General features: G+C 71.6%; 18 protein-coding genes. 14 read left to right on the top strand and 4 right to left on the bottom strand.

The annotated features are described in order from the left end of the window. Window positions 1-26 precede the first annotated feature (26 nt). Genes ACIGEZ_RS04075 through rfbB form a run of 3 tightly spaced genes read right to left on the bottom strand, consistent with a single transcriptional unit; the run spans window position 27 to window position 3,159 of the window. On the bottom strand, window positions 27-1,295 hold the full coding sequence (locus ACIGEZ_RS04075) for a lipopolysaccharide biosynthesis protein (RefSeq protein WP_399825355.1): 1,269 nt from the start codon (window positions 1,293-1,295) through the stop codon (window positions 27-29). Beyond that, window positions 1,292-2,173 (bottom strand): dTDP-4-dehydrorhamnose reductase, encoded by an 882-nt coding sequence (rfbD, locus tag ACIGEZ_RS04070; protein WP_399825353.1) that lies wholly within the window; start codon window positions 2,171-2,173, stop codon window positions 1,292-1,294. The genes ACIGEZ_RS04075 and rfbD overlap by 4 nt, the downstream gene beginning before the upstream one ends. Beyond that, the gene (gene rfbB, locus ACIGEZ_RS04065; RefSeq protein WP_399825351.1) at window positions 2,170-3,159 is read right to left on the bottom strand and encodes a dTDP-glucose 4,6-dehydratase; all 990 of its coding nucleotides are present in this window, start codon (window positions 3,157-3,159) and stop codon (window positions 2,170-2,172) included. Before rfbB ends, rfbD begins: the two co-directional genes overlap by 4 nt. Before the next feature lie 103 nt (window positions 3,160-3,262). On the opposite strand from rfbB, the gene rfbA reads away from it, so the two are divergent. The 8 genes from rfbA to ACIGEZ_RS04025 all read left to right on the top strand — a co-directional run bounded on the left by rfbA (window position 3,263) and on the right by ACIGEZ_RS04025 (window position 10,997). Further along, window positions 3,263-4,132: a glucose-1-phosphate thymidylyltransferase RfbA gene (gene rfbA / locus ACIGEZ_RS04060; RefSeq protein WP_399825349.1), complete on the top strand. Its 870-nt coding sequence runs from the start codon at window positions 3,263-3,265 to the stop codon at window positions 4,130-4,132. A 33-nt stretch (window positions 4,133-4,165) separates the two neighbouring features. After that, window positions 4,166-4,771 (top strand): dTDP-4-dehydrorhamnose 3,5-epimerase, encoded by a 606-nt coding sequence (gene rfbC / locus ACIGEZ_RS04055; protein WP_399825347.1) that lies wholly within the window; start codon window positions 4,166-4,168, stop codon window positions 4,769-4,771. 157 nt (window positions 4,772-4,928) lie between these two features. Continuing rightward, complete coding sequence (gene galE / locus ACIGEZ_RS04050; RefSeq protein ID WP_399825345.1) at window positions 4,929-5,933, top strand: UDP-glucose 4-epimerase GalE; 1,005 nt, start codon at window positions 4,929-4,931, stop codon at window positions 5,931-5,933. 68 nt (window positions 5,934-6,001) lie between these two features. Then, entirely contained in the window at window positions 6,002-7,138 is a 1,137-nt protein-coding gene (proB, locus tag ACIGEZ_RS04045; protein ID WP_399825342.1) for a glutamate 5-kinase, read from the top strand. A 171-nt stretch (window positions 7,139-7,309) separates the two neighbouring features. Further along, window positions 7,310-7,789: a hypothetical protein gene (locus tag ACIGEZ_RS04040; RefSeq protein ID WP_399825340.1), complete on the top strand. Its 480-nt coding sequence runs from the start codon at window positions 7,310-7,312 to the stop codon at window positions 7,787-7,789. A gap of 87 nt (window positions 7,790-7,876) precedes the next feature. Beyond that, window positions 7,877-9,160, top strand: a complete 1,284-nt coding sequence (locus tag ACIGEZ_RS04035) for a glutamate-5-semialdehyde dehydrogenase (protein WP_399825337.1) — start codon at window positions 7,877-7,879, stop codon at window positions 9,158-9,160. Window positions 9,161-9,237: 77 nt separating this feature from the next. Further along, window positions 9,238-9,819 carry a hypothetical protein gene (locus ACIGEZ_RS04030; protein WP_399825335.1) on the top strand — a complete coding sequence of 194 codons (582 nt, stop codon included), beginning with the start codon at window positions 9,238-9,240 and terminating at the stop codon, window positions 9,817-9,819. Between the two features lie 101 nt (window positions 9,820-9,920). Beyond that, entirely contained in the window at window positions 9,921-10,997 is a 1,077-nt protein-coding gene (locus tag ACIGEZ_RS04025; protein WP_399825333.1) for a hypothetical protein, read from the top strand. A gap of 50 nt (window positions 10,998-11,047) precedes the next feature. Here the strand turns inward: ACIGEZ_RS04025 and ACIGEZ_RS04020 are convergent, their stop codons facing one another. After that, entirely contained in the window at window positions 11,048-12,205 is a 1,158-nt protein-coding gene (locus ACIGEZ_RS04020) for a M48 family metallopeptidase (RefSeq protein ID WP_399825331.1), read from the bottom strand. 127 nt (window positions 12,206-12,332) lie between these two features. On the opposite strand from ACIGEZ_RS04020, the gene ACIGEZ_RS04015 reads away from it, so the two are divergent. From ACIGEZ_RS04015 to ACIGEZ_RS03990, 6 genes are all read left to right on the top strand, one after another. Beyond that, window positions 12,333-12,635, top strand: a complete 303-nt coding sequence (locus ACIGEZ_RS04015) for a hypothetical protein (RefSeq protein ID WP_399825328.1) — start codon at window positions 12,333-12,335, stop codon at window positions 12,633-12,635. A gap of 83 nt (window positions 12,636-12,718) precedes the next feature. Then, on the top strand, window positions 12,719-12,883 hold the full coding sequence (locus ACIGEZ_RS04010) for a hypothetical protein (protein ID WP_399825326.1): 165 nt from the start codon (window positions 12,719-12,721) through the stop codon (window positions 12,881-12,883). Window positions 12,884-12,936: 53 nt separating this feature from the next. Beyond that, window positions 12,937-13,557, top strand: coding sequence for a nicotinate-nucleotide adenylyltransferase (gene nadD / locus ACIGEZ_RS04005; protein WP_399825324.1), 621 nt, complete (start codon window positions 12,937-12,939; stop codon window positions 13,555-13,557). 19 nt (window positions 13,558-13,576) lie between these two features. Further along, window positions 13,577-15,280, top strand: a complete 1,704-nt coding sequence (locus ACIGEZ_RS04000; RefSeq protein WP_399825322.1) for an LCP family protein — start codon at window positions 13,577-13,579, stop codon at window positions 15,278-15,280. Between the two features lie 80 nt (window positions 15,281-15,360). Beyond that, window positions 15,361-15,798 carry a ribosome silencing factor gene (rsfS, locus tag ACIGEZ_RS03995; protein ID WP_399825320.1) on the top strand — a complete coding sequence of 146 codons (438 nt, stop codon included), beginning with the start codon at window positions 15,361-15,363 and terminating at the stop codon, window positions 15,796-15,798. Beyond that, on the top strand, window positions 15,795-16,448 hold the full coding sequence (locus ACIGEZ_RS03990; RefSeq protein WP_399826209.1) for a histidine phosphatase family protein: 654 nt from the start codon (window positions 15,795-15,797) through the stop codon (window positions 16,446-16,448). Before rsfS ends, ACIGEZ_RS03990 begins: the two co-directional genes overlap by 4 nt. Window positions 16,449-16,481 lie beyond the last annotated feature (33 nt).

Raw genomic sequence — 16,481 nt, 5'->3', positions numbered from 1 at the left:
GGAGAGTGAGGGAATGGTGATCATTCCTATGAGTGCACCGAACGGTAGCCTACACGAGAGCGAAGAACGAGAGTCATGTAGGTGACCACCGCGAGCGACCCCACAGCGTAGGCGACTTCGACCCTCGTACGCAGCTCCAGCGGACTCAGCGTGACCGCCGCGAGAACGGCCGTTCCCACGATCCAGGCGACCAGCTGCTGACGCGCCGCCCCGCTGGTCAGCAGCGCCTGACCGAGCACCATCGCCAGCATGTACAGCATCGTGCCGAGCGACAGCCACGCGAAGTCCACCGGGCCGAGCACGTCCGGAGAGCCGAACAACACGGGCAGTAGCCACGGCCCGAGCGCGACCGCGCCGATACCGAAGGCCGCTCCGAGCCCCAGCGTCATCCCGGAGGCGCGCAGCAGCAGCCGGCGGTAGCCGCGTACGTCACCCTCGGCCTGCGCGGTCGACAGACCGGCGAGCAGGGAGGCCTGGAAGGCCCCGAAGGCGAACAGCGGGACCCGCGCCAGGACCAGCGCCGAGAGCAGCGCGGCCACCAGGGCGTTGTCGTCCGTCGCGATCAGCTTGGTGCTGATCACCGCGATGTTGACGAGCACCTGGGCGAGCAGCGTGGAACCGACGAGCAGCCCCAGGTGCTCGATGAGCTCCCGCCAGTGCGCCGTCGAACCCGCCTTGGCCCCACGGAACACCGGCGGCAGGGTGACCAGCACCGCGACCACCGGCGCCACCGTCATCACCGCGGCGAACGCGAACGCGGAGGTCACCCCCGCCAACGCCATGGCCGCCGACAGCACGACCCGCAGCAGACCGTCGAGGCCGAGCTGCAGCCCGTACGCCTCGAAGCGGCCGAGGCCGGCCAGTATCCCGCGGGTCACATGGGCGAAGGCCAGCGCCGCGAAGGCGCCGCCGAGCGCGAGGACAAGGCTCTCGTCCCCGTGGAAGAACAGGTCCGCGATCTGCCCGGCGAACAGCCCGAGCGGCAGCAGCACCGCCGCGAGCAGCCCGAACGAGAGCGCCGCCCCGCGCCGCAGCACGGGCAGCGCCCCGTCGCCTGCGACCACCCGGGCGGCGACCACCCGGGTGATCTCCTGCTCGACCGGGAAGAACAGACCCAGGCCGATGGAGGCGACCGCCGTCCACAGGACCGAGAAGCTCGCCATGTCGTCGACGGAGAGCGAGTGGCCCGCCGCCGCGAGATGGACGTAGTTGGCCCCGCCGAGCACCGCGGTGCCGACACCGACGAACGCGGTGCCGCGCGGCAGGGCCGTGGTGATGCGGTCGAGCAGACTCACGCGCCGGACCGTCCGCCCGGTGCCATCGTCTTCAGGGCCTCGGTGAGCTGGTCGCGCCAGTGCGGCTGCGCCGCCACGCCCGCCTCGGCCCACCGCTCGTGCGCGAGCACGCTGAAGGAGGGCCGGCGCGCCGGGCGTACGAACTTCTCGGACGTGGTCGGCCGCACCCGCTCCGGGTCGAGACCGGTCAGCTCGAAGGCCGCCCGTGCCAGGTCGAACCAGGTCGCCGTCTCGGACGCCGTGCCGTGGTAGACGCCCGCCGGGGCCTTGCCCGCGGCGGCCGCCTCGCCCAGGTCCCGCAGCTGGCGGGCCAGGGCGCGGGTCCAGGTCGGCTGGCCGCGCTGGTCGTCGACCACGTCGACGGTCTCGCGCTGCTCGGCCAGGCCCAGCATGGTCGACACGAAGTTCCGGCCGTGCGCCCCGTACAGCCAGGCGGTGCGCACCACGTAGCCGCGCTCGGGCAGCAGCTCGGTGACGGCGACCTCGCCGGCCAGCTTGCTGCGGCCGTAGGCGTTGACGGGGGAGGTGGGGGCGTCGTGCCGGTACGGCTCGGTGGCGTCGCCCGGGAAGACGTAGTCGGTGGAGACCTGCAGCAGCACCGCGCCGCTGTCGGCGCAGGCGGCCGCCAGGGCCCGCGGGCCGTCGCCGTTGATCCGGGTGGCCGCGGCCTCCTCGGTCTCGGCGCCGTCGACATCGGTCCAGGCGGCCGCGTTGACGACCACGTCATGGCCGGCGACCGCGGCCCGTACGGCCTCGGCGTCGGTGATGTCCAGCTCCTGACGGGTCAGCGCGGTGAACTCCGCGCCGTGCTCCGCGAGCACCTCGGAGAGGTCACGGCCGAGCATCCCGCCCGCACCGGTGATCAGCCAGCGGCTCATGCGGACAGCGCCGCCTTCGCCTTCAGCGGCTCCCACCAGGAGCGGTTGTCGCGGTACCACTGGACGGTGTCGGCCAGGCCCTGCGCGAAGGTGACCTGCGGCGTGTAGCCGAGCTCCTCCTGGATCTTGGCGATCGACAGGGAGTAGCGCAGGTCGTGGCCCTTGCGGTCCTCGACGTGCTCGACCATGTCCCAGCCGGCGCCGCAGGCGTCGAGCAGGAGACCGGTCAGCTCCTTGTTGGTGACCTCGGTGCCGCCGCCGATGTGGTAGACCTCACCGGCCCGGCCGCCGCGCAGCACCATCTCGATGCCACGGCAGTGGTCGGAGACGTGCAGCCAGTCGCGGATGTTCAGGCCCTCGCCGTACAGCGGCACCTTCTTCCCGTCCAGCAGGTTCGTGGTGAACAGCGGGATCATCTTCTCGGGGAAGTGGTACTGCCCGTAGTTGTTGGAGCAGCGCGTCACGACGACGTCCATGCCGTGCGTGCGGTGGTACGACAGGGCCAGCAGGTCCGAGCCCGCCTTGGAGGCCGAGTACGGGGAGTTCGGCGCGAGCGGCCAGTCCTCGGTCCACGAGCCCTCGGCGATCGAGCCGTAGACCTCGTCCGTGGAGACGTGGACGAAGCGGCCGACGCCGTGCCGCTTGGCGGCGTCGAGGAGGACCTGGGTGCCGAGCACGTTCGTCGTGACGAACGGCGAGGAGTCCAGGATCGAGCGGTCCACGTGGGACTCGGCCGCGAAGTGCACGACCGCGTCCTGGCCGCGCATGGCGTCGTCGACGACTCCGTAGTCACGGATGTCGCCGTGGACGAAGGTGTAGCCGGGCTTGTCCGCCACCGGGGCGAGGTTCGCCTCGTTGCCGGAATAGGTCAGGTTGTCCAGGACGGTGACCTGGGCACCCTCGCCCGAGGGCAGCTCTCCGGAGAGCAGTGCCCGCACGAACTGTGAACCGATGAACCCGGCGCCGCCGGTGACGAGAATCTTCATAAGGGCCACCATTCTATGGGCTGGGCTTCGTGCGCCGTTCCGTGGCCGTTCTCACGGCCGCGGTGGTGAGCCGCCCCGTGGGGCTGCCGTAGGCTGCGTGCCCATGCGTGGAATTTTGCTTGCCGGTGGTACCGGCTCCCGACTGTGGCCGATCACCCGAGCCGTGTCGAAGCAGCTGATGCCGGTCTTCGACAAGCCGATGATCTATTACCCCCTGTCGACCCTCGTGATGGCGGGTCTCCGGGACATTCTGATCATCACCGGCCCGGAGGAGCGCCCCCAGTTCGAGCGCCTCCTCGGCGACGGGTCCGATTTCGGGCTCAACATCCAGTTCGCCACTCAGGAACACCCCAACGGAATTGCCGAGGCATTCGTCATCGGCGAGGAATTCATCGGTGACGAGCCCGTCGCGCTGATCCTCGGCGACAACATCTTCCACGGTGTCGGCCTCGGCCGGCAGCTCGCGGACTACCGGCAGCCCGACGGCGGCGTCGTCTTCGCCCACGCCGTCTCCGACCCCACCGCCTACGGTGTCGTCGACTTCGACGAGAACGGCGTCGCCCGTTCCATCGAGGAGAAGCCGAAGAACCCCAAGTCCCGCTACGCGGTCCCGGGTCTCTACTTCTACGACAGCCGGGTCGTCGAGATCGCCAAGGGCCTCAAGCCCAGCGGCCGCGGCGAGCTGGAGATCACCGACGTCAACAAGTACTACCTCGACCGCGGCGAGCTGCAGGTCTCGGTCCTCGACCGCGGCACCGTCTGGCTCGACACCGGCACCTTCCAGTCCCTCGTCCAGGCCTCCGAGTACGTCCGCGTGGTCGAGGAACGCCAGGGCATGAAGATCGGCTGCCTCGAAGAGGCCGCCTGGCGCGCCGGGTTCATCGACGACGCGCAGCTGCGCGCGCTCGCCGAGCCGCTGACCAAGAGCGGCTACGGCGACTACCTGCTCAACCTGCTCGCGTACGAGTCCTGAGGCCCCCGGCCCCGAGAAAGGAAAGACCCTTCCATGAAGGTCAACCCCCTCGGCATCGAGGGCGCCTGGGAGTTCACCCCCCAGCAGCACGGCGACGCCCGCGGCCTGTTCCTCGAGTGGTACAAGGCGGAGGCGATCGCCGAGGCCGTCGGCCACCCGCTCGGCCTGAAGCAGGCCAACCTGTCGGTCTCGGCCGCCGGTGTCGTGCGCGGCATCCACTTCGCCGACGTCCCGCCCGGCCAGGCCAAGTACGTGACCTGCGTCCGCGGAGCGGTGCTCGACATCATCGTGGACGTACGGGTCGGCTCGCCGACCTTCGGCCGCTGGGAGGCCGTGCGCCTCGACGACAAGGACCGCAAGGCCGTCTACCTCTCCGAGGGCCTCGGCCACGGCTTCTGCGCGCTTACCGACGACGCGACCGTCACCTACCTCTGCTCCGAGGGATACGCGCCGCAGCGCGAGCGCACGGTCTACCCGCTGGACGCGGAGATCGGCATCGAGTGGCCGGTCGACGGCGAGCCCGAGCTGTCCGCGAAGGACGCCCAGGGCCCGACCCTCGCGCAGGCCCGCGAGGCCGGCATCCTGCCGGTGTACGAGGACTGCCTGGCGTTCCGGGCAGAGCTCGGCCGGCAGGGCTGAGCGTCCGGCCTCGGCTCGGCCGGCGGGACCGAGCCTTGCGTGGTCGGCTCGGCCGGCAGGGCTGAGCGTCCCGACTCGTGGCGGTGGCCCGGCGGTTCCCCTCGGGGGAAGTGCCGGGCCACCGCCGTTCTGCCCCCCTTCGCGTTAGGCTGCCCGAATGACGTGGCTCATCACCGGCGGCGCCGGCTACATCGGTTCCCATGTCGTCAAGTCCCTGGCCGAGGCCGGCGAGCGGGTGGTCGTCCTGGACGACCTCTCCACCGGCGACCCGGCCCGGGTGCCCGCGGGCGTACCGCTGGAGCGCGGCACCCTCCTGGACCGCCCCTTCGTCGACCGCGTGCTGCGCACGCACGCGGTCCGGGGGATCGTCCACCTCGCGGCGAAGAAGGCCGTCGGCGAATCCGTCGAACGCCCGCTCCTCTACTACCGCGAGAACGTCACCGGCCTGCAGATCCTGCTCGAAGCGGCCGTCGAGGCCGGCGTCGGCGCCTTCCTCTTCTCCTCCTCCGCCTCCGTGTACGGCATGCCCGACACCGACCTGGTCACCGAGGACACCCCCTGCGCGCCACTCAGCCCGTACGGTGAGACCAAGGTCACCGGCGAGTGGATGGTCCGCTCCGCCGGCCGGGCCCACGGCATGGCCACCGCCTGCCTGCGCTACTTCAACGTCGCCGGCACCGCCGTCCCCGAACTCGCCGACACCGGCGTCTTCAACCTCGTACCCATGGTCTTCGAGCGCCTCGACTCCGGACAGCCGCCGCTGATCTTCGGCGACGACTACCCGACCCCCGACGGCACCTGCGTCCGCGACTACATCCACGTCGCCGACCTCGCCGACGCCCACCTCGCCGCCGCCCGCCGGCTCACCGAGCTCGCCGCCGCGGGCGAGTTCCGCGACCTCACCCTGAACATCGGCCGCGGGGAGGGCGTTTCGGTACGGGAGATGATCGACCTCATCCGCGAGGTCACCGGCAGCGCCGTCGAGCCACAGGTCGTCGCCCGGCGGCCCGGCGACCCGGCGAAGGTGGTCGCCTCCGCCGAGCGGATCTCCACCGAACTGGGCTGGAAGGCCCGCCACGACGTCCGCGCCATGATCGCCTCGGCCTGGGACGCCCACACCCGGGAGCCCGTCCACCCGGCGCCGGTCCAGCCATCGGAATAGGCGGGCGGCCGCCGTCCCGACTCGCGTAGATTGCGCGACGGACAGCCGAGGCGAGCAGGACAGGCACGATGGGGTCGACGCAGGTGACAGAGGCAAGGCAGTACGTGACGGAAGCCCGCAGGATCGTGGTGAAGGTCGGCTCCTCCTCACTGACCACCGCGTCCGGCGGCCTCGACGCCGACCGGGTCGACGCCCTCGTCGACGTCCTCGCCAAGGTCCGCAGCGGCGGCGAGAAGGAGATCGTCCTGGTCTCCTCCGGCGCCATCGCCGCGGGCCTCGCCCCGCTCGGCCTCACCCGGCGGCCCAAGGACCTGGCCCGGCAGCAGGCCGCCGCCAGCGTCGGCCAGGGCCTGCTCGTCGCCCGCTACACCGCCTCCTTCGCGCGCTACGGCGTCCGCGTCGGCCAGGTGCTGCTCACCACCGACGACACCAGCCGCCGCGCCCACTACCGCAACGCCTACCGGACCCTCGACCAGCTGCTCGCCATGGGCGCCCTGCCGGTCGTCAACGAGAACGACACCGTCGCCACCGACGAGATCCGCTTCGGCGACAACGACCGGCTCGCCGCCCTTGTCGCCCACCTCGTCCGCGCCGACCTGCTCGTCCTGCTCTCCGACGTCGACGGGCTCTACGACGGCGACCCGTCCAAGCCCGGCACCTCGCGGATCGCCGAGGTCACCGGCCCCGCCGACATCGCCCACGTCGAGATCGGCTCGGCCGGCAAGGCGGGCGTCGGCACCGGCGGCATGGTCACCAAGGTCGAGGCCGCCCGGATCGCCGCCGCCGCCGGCATCCCCGTCGTCCTCACCTCGGCCGTCCGCGCCGCCGACGCCCTCGCCGGCCGCGACACCGGCACGTACTTCCACCGCACCGGCCGCCGCTCCGCCGACCGGCTGCTCTGGCTCGCGCACGCCTCCACCCCGCTGGGCGCGCTGACCCTCGACGACGGGGCCGTACGGGCCGTGGTCGACGGCAAGAAGTCGCTGCTCGCCGCCGGAATCGCCGCCGTCGAGGGCGAGTTCACGGCTGGCGACCCGGTCGAGCTGCGCGACACCGCGGGCCGCGCCGTCGCTCGCGGACTGGTCAACTTCGACGCCAAGGAGATCCCCCAGCTGCTCGGCCGCTCCACCCACGAGCTCGCCCGCGAGCTCGGTCCGGAGTACGAACGTGAGGTCGTCCACCGGGACGACCTGGTCGTCATGTGAACCGAAACGGCTGAAAGTCTGGTCATCCGGTAGGGACCTTTACCAAAACCGCCCCATGCGCCGCCCCGGGCTGGTCAACTTTGTCTCGGGGGCACGGAGAGGGCGGGGAACACCAGCACGCGCAGCACACGCAGCAGCAACGCAGCACAGGCATCACACAGGAGGCCGCCGGTGAGACGAGCGCGCCCAGGGGCCATGCCCCGCGGGACGGCCGAACGCGCCCTGACGAGCGTCGAGGCCGGAGCCGACTTCGACAAGGAATCCGAGTCAGCGCAGACACAGGCACCCGACCGGGAGGTGGAGGTGGAGGTGTCGAAGCTGTGGCACATCACCCTCAGCGTCTCCGGTGCGCAGGCCCCGCTGAAGGAGGTGCGCCGGGCCCTCGAGCAGCTGGCCCACGACCACCCCTTCCTGCTGACCAGCCGCTATGCCACCGACCACGCCGAGATCCGCTACTGGGAGGAGGCCCGCGACCTCCACGACGCCGCGGCCGTCGCCCTGCGACTGTGGGGCGAGCACCGGCAGAGCGCCAAGCTGCCGCCCTGGGAGATCGTCGGCCTGGAGGTCATCGACCGCGAGACCTACCACCTGCGCATCGCCGAGGGCTACGGCCCGCCGCCGGCGGCGCCGGTGGGCGTCCACCCGTACTGACGGCATCCGGCCACCGGGCGTCTCGCACTGCGGGACAGGGGATGGATACGTGAGGGATGTCCGCAGAGGTGCCAGTACCCTGCGGGCATGACCTCGCTCATGCCCTTCGACAACATGTCCCCGGTCGCCCAGGCCGCCTACCGGGCCCGCGCCGCGGCCGCCGAAATCGCGCCACTCCCGCGCGCGACGAAGGACGACGCCCTGCTGGCCGTCGCGGACGCCCTGGAGGTCCGCACGGCCGAGATCGTCGAGGCCAACGCCGAGGACGTCGCCCGCGCCCGCGAGGCCGGCACCAGCGAGAGCGTCATCGACCGGCTCACCCTCACCCCCGAACGGGTGCGGGCCATCGCCGCGGACGTCCGCCACGTGGCCGCTCTGCCCGACCCGGTCGGCGAGGTCGTCCGCGGCTCCACCCTCCCCAACGGCATCGACCTGCGCCAGGTCCGCGTCCCGCTCGGCGTCGTCGGCATCATCTACGAGGCCCGCCCCAACGTCACCGTCGACGCCGCCGCCCTCTGCCTCAAGTCCGGCAACGCCGTCCTGCTGCGCGGCTCGTCCTCCGCGTACTCCTCCAACACCGCCCTGGTGAAGGTCCTGCGCGACGCCGTCGGAGGGGCCGGCCTGCCCGCCGACGCCATCCAGCTCGTGCCCGGCGAGTCCCGCGACTCGGTCCGCGAGCTGATGCGCGCCCGCGGCCTCGTCGACGTCCTGATCCCGCGCGGCGGTGCCTCCCTGATCCGCACGGTCGTCGAGGAGTCCACCGTCCCGGTCATCGAGACCGGCACCGGCAACTGCCACGTCTACGTCGACGCCCAGGCCGACCTCGACATGGCCGTCGACATCCTGATCAACTCCAAGGCCCAGCGGGTCAGCGTCTGCAACGCCGCCGAGACCCTCCTGGTCCACCAGGACATCGCCGCCGAGTTCCTGCCGCGCGCGCTCTCCGCCCTGGCCGAGGCCGGCGTCACCGTGCACGCCGACGACCGCGTCCTCGCCCACGCCGAGGGCACCAAGGCCACCGTCGTCCCGGCCACCCCCGAGGACTGGGAGACCGAGTACCTCTCCTACGACATCGCCGCCGCCGTCGTCGACTCCCTCGACAAGGCCGTCGAGCACATCCGGCTCTGGTCCTCCGGTCACACCGAGGCCATCGTCACCACCTCCCAGGCCGCGGCCCGCCGCTTCACCCAGCTGGTCGACTCGACCACCGTCGCCGTCAACGCCTCCACGCGCTTCACGGACGGCGGACAGTTCGGCTTCGGCGCCGAGATCGGCATCTCCACCCAGAAGCTGCACGCCCGGGGCCCCATGGGCCTTCCGGAACTCACCTCCACCAAGTACATCGTGACCGGCGACGGTCACGTACGGTAACCGACGCCCTGCGGAGCGGGCAGGGACGGTTCGCGCTCTCCCTGCCCAAAACCCCCTCCCCGGTCTACTCTGAATCCGTGCCGGACGACGTGGGGGGCAGGCCGTTTCAGGACGGCGGGGACCCTGAGGACTCTGTCGACCGCGGAGGCGCCGAAGAGGATTTCGCCACCGTGGTCTTCGACGAGGACTTCGTCCGGGCCGCCGAGATCCACGAGCCGACCGCCGTAGAGCGCCTGCTCGCCGCCGCCCAGGCCCGCGCCGAGGCCGAGGCCGCCCGCGCAAGGGCCGTGGCGGGCCTCGCCGACGACGAGCTCTACGAGGACGGCCACGACCCGGCCGATTCCGGCCGCTTCCGCGAGGGCTACGACCCCGACACCGCCGACGACGACTTCGGCCCCTACGGCCCCCACGGTGGCGCTCTGCGCCCCTACCGCGGCAGCGCCCGCTGGCACCGTCCCGTCGCCTGGGTGCTCGCCCTGGTGATGGGCGTCGGCATGGTCGCCCTCGCGTTCAGCGCCGTCTACCGCGGCGCCTCCGCCAACCGGCAGGACCGGATCCCTCCGCCGGCCACCACCGGAGTCGACAAACCTCCCACCGTCCCGTCCGCGGCCCCGGTGCCCTCCGCGCCCCCGGTTCCGGCCGCTCCGGGCGCGCCCTGACCCGTTCGCCGCAGTCGTGCCGGAATTCTTCGGTCGGAATCTTCGGAAGTTGTCGTGTACCTGGGCGTTTACCGGAGCTTCCGCGGACCTACCCTGAAGGTATGGCAGGGCGTGGCGACCCGCCTGAGGGGACACCCGAGGGAGTCCCCGGCGGTGAGGACGAGTACCGATCCGTCGTCTTCGACGAGGCGTTCGTCCGTGCTGCCCGGCTCCAGGAGTTCTCCGCCCAGGAACGGATGGGGGAGCACGCCCAGGCCGTCCGCTCCCGCCCGGCCTGGGAGGGGAGAACCGCCTCCCGGCAGGCCCTGCTGCTCGTCCTGCTGATCCTGCTCGCCTTCGGCACCGCGGTCTATCTCGGCGTCCGCAACCCCTACCAGCCCCCCGTCGACCAGCGGGCCGACCCGCTGCGCACCACGGTGGTCCCGCTCGCCCCCCAGGGCCCGGTGACGGGCGGCGAACCCGACCGGCTCTTCTCCCACAGCCCCGCCGCCGAATACCGCAGCGGCGCCGCCGGCATCAACCTCCCCCTCGTCGCACGCACCCCCCATTTCTCCGAGAGCCAGGTCGTCACGGCCCTCAGCATCGCCAAGGACTACCTGGTCGCCTCCTCGCTCGAACCCGACGTCCTGACCGGCGTGACCGCCCGCCCCGTGCGCCTGCTCGTCGACCCGGACCAGCTGGAGCAGTTCGACCGGAGCGTCGAGTCGCCCAAGGACGACGGCCGCCACGCGGTCGCCGGCTGGCTGGTCCGCTTCGACCCCCACGAGGTGGCCCTCGCCGCCCCGAACGCCCGGGTCCAGGGCACCCTGCACTTCGCGGAGATCAACGCCGAGGTGCTCGAGGTCACGACGGACCACACCTTCACCTACGCCGTCCGCCCCGCCGCCTCGGGCACCGGCCCGCAGGCGCGGGCCTCGCTGTTTACCGTCCACCGCGAGCTGCGTTTCCGCTTCGACCGCGACGACCTGCGGATGCACCGCGCCGAGCTGGTCACCAGCACCGTCCAGGCCGGCCCGCAGGCCTGCGACGCCGACACCACCGGCTCGCTGCGTCCGCTGCTCGCGGGCGAGCGGGCCGAGCGGACCCGCCAGGCGGTCACCGACCCCTACGCCACGGGCCGGCCCACCACCTCCTCGCTCTGCGGCACGCTGGCCCCGAACGCTCAGCCCTCGCTCTGAGGAAACGCCCAGCCCTCGCTCTGACCGAGTGTTCAGCGCTCGCCGAGTGTTCAGCGCTCGCTCTGACCGCGCTCCCCGTCCGCGCCGTCCGCGCCGGGCTTGCCACCCTCGCCGCCTTCGCCGCTCTGCGCGCCCGTGGTGCCCTGGGCCGAGCCCGAGCCCTGGCCCGAGCCCTGACCGCCGCCGAACCGGCCGAACAGCTTGCCGCCCAGGTCGCCCGCGAGGTCCCCGGCGCCGCCGGCTATGTCGGTGACCAGCTTCATCAGCGGATCCTTGCTGGTCCGCACGGTCTCGGCGTAGTGCCGCCCCGACTCGCGCAAGGAGTCGGTCACCGAGGCGTCCTTGTCCTCGGAGCGCTTCGGGTAGTGCCCGTCCATGATCCGCTGGTAGTCGCGGGTCTCGGACCACTTCTTCAGCTCGGCCGCCCGGACGGTGGTGAACGGGTGCGAGCGCGGCATCACGTTGAGGATCTTCAGCACGGAGTCGCGCAGGTCGCCGCCCTTCTCGTACTCGTCGGCCTGGGCGAGGAAGGCGTCCACGTTCATCTCGTGCAGGTGGTTGCCGCCCGCGATCTTCATCAGCCCGCGCATCGAGGCCTGGAGGTCCTGGCCCACCAGCAGTCCGGCCCGGTCGGCGGACAGTTCCGACTTGCGGAACCACTCGCGCAGCGCCGTCACGATCGCCATGATCGCCACGTTCCCCAACGGGATCCAGGCGACCTTGAGCGCCAGGCTGGTGAGGAAGAGCAGGATCGTCCGGTACACGGAGTGGCCGGACAGTGCGTGGCCCACCTCGTGTCCGACGACCGCGCGCATCTCCTCCTCGTCGAGCAGCTCGACGAGCCCGGTGGTGACCACGATGATCGGCTCGTCCAGGCCGATGCACATCGCGTTCGGCTGCGGGTCCTGCGTGACGTACATCGGCGGGACCTTCTCCAGGTCCAGGATGTAACAGGCGTCCCGCAGCATGTCGTTGAGGTGGGCGAACTGCGCGTCGCTCACCCGCACGGAGTCGGAGAGGAACAGCAGCCGCAGGCTGCGCTCGGGCAGCAGCGCGCTCAGCGCCTTGAAGACGGTGTCGAAGCCGCTCAGCTTGCGCAGCGCGACCAGAGCAGAGCGGTCGGCCGGGTGCTCGTAGGCCCGCGAGGAGATACCGGCGAAGCGCTTGCGCTGCCTGCCCGGCAGGTTCTCCTTGTGGTTCTCGGTCATGGATGCCCCCTGTTCGTACGAGTCGGTGCTCGTCCCCCTGACGCAACCCAGACTAGGCGAGCGGGCTACCGTGTGGCGGAGCCTGTGGATAACTCGGGCACCGTGGACAACCGAGGAGCACGACGCCATGACGGACCCCGCGACCACCGCCGTCACCACCCTGCTCGCCACGACGGACCAGCCGGGCCTGGGCAACACGCTCCGCATCGTGCTGCTGGCCTCGATCGTGGGCGTCGCCCTGCTCGCCTGGTTGTTGCTGCGCGGCTACGGCGGAAACGCCGACGAAGCCCGCGACGCCCGCGAGGCCCGCGACGCCCGCGAGGCCGGCGAGGCCCGCGAGGCCGGCGATGCTCAGGACGCCGAGGGCGCCGGGCGTGACGGGGACAGCGCGACCGGTGCCGAAAAGCGCGCCGACGACGCCAACGCCTGAGTCGGCGTGAGCGCGCTGCGACGTCCCGCATACGATGTGCGCGAAGTCTCCGCTCCCATCCCCGATCGAAGGTCCTGCCGAAGATGAGCCTCCACGCCACTGCCGCCAACCTGGTCACGCTCGCCTCCGAGGGCGCCGAGCACGGCGGCAACCACGAAAGCCTCAGCCCGTACCTCACCGGTTTCGGTGCGCTCGGCGCGCTGCTCCTCCTGCTCTGGATCACCACCCGCTTCAACCGCGACCGCTGAGCCGAGAGGCCGCTGATCCGGCGTCCGCCGCCGTGCCAGTAGGCTCTGCACGCATGGGAGAGCAGGAAGTGCCTACTGGCGGCCGCGGCAAGCGCCGACTCGGCGTGATGGGCGGAACGTTTGATCCGATCCACCACGGACACCTGGTGGCCGCCAGCGAGGTGGCCGCCCTGTTCCACCTCGACGAGGTGGTGTTCGTGCCGACCGGGGAGCCCTGGCAGAAGAGCCACAAGGCCGTCTCGCCGGCCGAGGACCGCTATCTGATGACGGTCATCGCCACCGCGTCCAACCCGCAGTTCTCCGTCAGCCGCATCGACATCGACCGCGGCGGGGCGACGTACACCATCGACACACTGCGGGACCTGCGCTCCCTCAACAGCGACTCGGACCTCTTCTTCATCACCGGCGCCGACGCGCTGTCGCAGATCCTCACCTGGCGCGACGCCGAGGAACTCTTCGCGCTCGCCCACTTCATCGGCGTCACCCGTCCGGGCCATGACCTCACCGACGACGGTCTGCCCAAGGGCGGGGTCTCGCTGGTCGAGGTCCCCGCGCTCGCCATCTCCTCCACCGACTGCCGGGCGAGGGTCGCGCAGGGCGACCCGGTCTGGTATTTGGTCCCGGACGGTGTGGTGCGCTACATCGACAAGCGCCAGTTGTACCGCGGCGAGTGAGCCTCGGGGAGGGGCACCGGTGAACGATCAGCAGCACCCGTACGACCCGTACTATCCGCAGCCGCAGATCATCGGCTACGACGAGTACGGGCAGCCGGTGTACCAGCAGCAGGTCCCGCAGCAGCACTACGACCCGTACGCCCAGCAGCAGCCGGCCCAGGGCCAGCAGCAGCACTACGGCTACGACCCGTACGGGCAGCCGGTGCAGCAGCCCCAGCACCCGCAGCAGCCCCAGCAGCCCCAGCACGACCCGTACGCCCAGCAGCCCCCGTACGACTACACGGCGTACGACACGACGGGCCAGATGGGCCAGGTCGACCAGACCGGGCAGCAGTGGGCCGTCCGGACCGAGGTCGCCCCGCAGGTCCCGCCCCCCGCCCAGGCACCCGCCCGGGCCCCCGAGCCCGCTCCGCCCGCCGCCGTGCCCGGTCAGCGTCCCGCCCCGGACGGCGACGGTCGCGACTACCGCACCGAGCAGTTCTCGTTCATCGAGGAGCCCGACGAGGACTCCGAGGACGTCATCGACTGGCTCAAGTTCACCGAGAGCCGCTCCGAGCGCCGCGAGGAGGCCCGCCGCCGCGGCCGCAACCGCGTCGCCGCCCTCGTCGTGGTCCTCGTGCTCGCCGCGGTCGGCGGCGTCGGCTACCTCTGGTCGGCCGGCAAGCTCCCCGGCACGGGCGGCGACGAGCAGAAGCAGAACACCGCCACCGGACCGCAGAAGCGGGACACGATCGTCGTCCACCTGCACAACACCAAGGGCGGCGGCACCTCCACCGCCCTCCTCGTGGACAACTCCACCACCAAGCAGGGCACCACCGTCCTGCTCCCCAACGCGCTCGCCGTCGCCGACGACGAGGGCGCCACCACCACGCTCGCCAAGTCCGTCGAGGACGACGGCTCCAGCGGCACCCGCGAGGCCGTCGGCAACCTCCTGGGCACGAAGATCACCGGCACCTGGCGGCTCGACACCCCGTACCTGGAGAACCTCGTCGAGCTCGTCGGCAACATCGACATCACCACCGACACCGACATCCCCGACGCCAAGCCCGGCGCCGAGCCGCTGGTCAAGAAGGGCGAGAACCAGACCCTCAACGGCCGCGCCGCCGTCGCCTACGCCACCTACCGTGCGCCCGGCGAGGCCGAGGCCAAGCAGCTCCAGCGCTTCGGCCAGGTCATGTACGGGGTGCTGCGGAAGATCTCCGACGACCCCAAGGCCGCCACGGTCACCATCGAGTCCCTCGTCCAGATCCTCGACCCGTCGCTGCCCGAGAAGGACCTCGGCGCCTCGCTCGCGAAGCTCGCCGAACACGCCAAGGTCGGCGCCTACAAGACGGCGCTGCTGCCCGTCGAGGCCGACGGCTCGCTCAGCGAGGCCACCGGCGACAGCGTGGTCAAGGACATCCTCGGCGGCAAGGTCACCGCCCCCGAGCAGGGCGCGGCGACCCGGGTCGCGATCCGCGACGCCACCGGCAAGGACGCCACCGAGGCGGCCCGGGTGGTCCTGATCAACGGCGGTTACGCGGTGGTCGGCGGCGCCAAGGCCGGCACTGAGGAGAAGTCCCAGGTCGTCTACGGCGACGACGCCCAGAAGGCGACCGCCGCCGAGGTCGCCAAGACCCTGGGCCTGCCCGCCGGGTCCGTCACCAAGGGCAAGGCCACCGGAAACGCCGAGGTGACCGTGGTCCTGGGCGAGGATTACAAGATCCCCGGAGCCGAGCGATGACCTTCCGTTAATCCTTTTAGGGCCCGTCGGCGGTACGTGAGACCCTTGAGGTGTCTCAGACCGCCGACGAAAGCCTGCTTGTGACCGCCACGGATCGCTCCATCGAGCTCGTCAACGCCGCCGCCCAGGCGGCGGCCGACCGGCTCGCGCACGACATCATCGCGTACGACGTCAGCGATGTGCTGTCGATCACCGACGCATTCCTGCTCGCCTCCGCGCCCAACGACCGCCAGGTCAAGTCGATCGTCGACGAGATCGAGGAGCGCCTGAACAAGGACCTCGGCGCCAAGCCGGTCCGCCGGGAGGGCGACCGCGACGCCCGCTGGATCCTGCTCGACTACGTCGACATCGTCGTCCACGTCCAGCACAGCGAGGAGCGCGTCTTCTACGCCCTGGAGCGGCTGTGGAAGGACTGCCCCGAGCTGCCGCTGCCCGAGGACGCGAAGAACACCCGCGGCAAGGCGGAGGAGCACGCCCGGCTGATGGGCATCGACGGGGCGGACGGTGAGCTGAGCTGACCAGCGGCAAGGGCGGCACCGGCCGCCGCATCGTCCTGTGGCGGCACGGCCAGACGTCCTGGAACCTGGAGCGCCGCTTCCAGGGTTCCACGGACATCGAGCTGACCGAGACCGGCGTCGCCCAGGCGCGCCGGGCCGCCAGGCTGCTCGCGGCCCTGGATCCGGACGCGATCGTCGCCTCGGACCTGAAGCGTGCGGCGTCCACGGCCGCCGAGCTCTCCGCGATCACCGGGCACGTCGTGGCCCACGACTCCGCTCTGCGCGAGACCTATGCGGGGGAGTGGCAGGGGCTGACCCACGACGAGATCACCGCGCGCTTCGGCGAGCAGTACGCCGCGTGGAAGCGCGGCGAACCGGTGCGCCGTGGTGGCGGCGAGCTGGAGACCGAGGTGGCCGACCGGGCCGCCCCGGTGGTGCTCGGCCACGCCGAGAAGCTGCCGGAGAACGGCACGCTCGTCGTGGTCAGCCACGGCGGCACCATCCGTACCACCATCGGCCGGCTGCTCGGCCTGGAGGCCCGGCACTGGGAGAGCCTTGGCGGGCTCTCGAACTGCTGCTGGTCCGTCCTCGGCGAGGGCGCGCGCGGCTGGCGCCTCATGGAGCACAACGCGGGCACGCTGCCCGAGCCCGTTCTCGGCGACGACGACTGAGTCGCGCGAGCGGCCTCGCCGGATCCGATTTCA

Source organism: Streptomyces sp. NPDC085481 (genome assembly GCF_044541845.1).
Taxonomy (GTDB): Bacteria; Actinomycetota; Actinomycetes; order Streptomycetales; family Streptomycetaceae; genus Streptomyces.
Note: the sequence above shows the minus strand (reverse complement) of the source record. Positions and strands in the feature narration are given on the sequence as shown.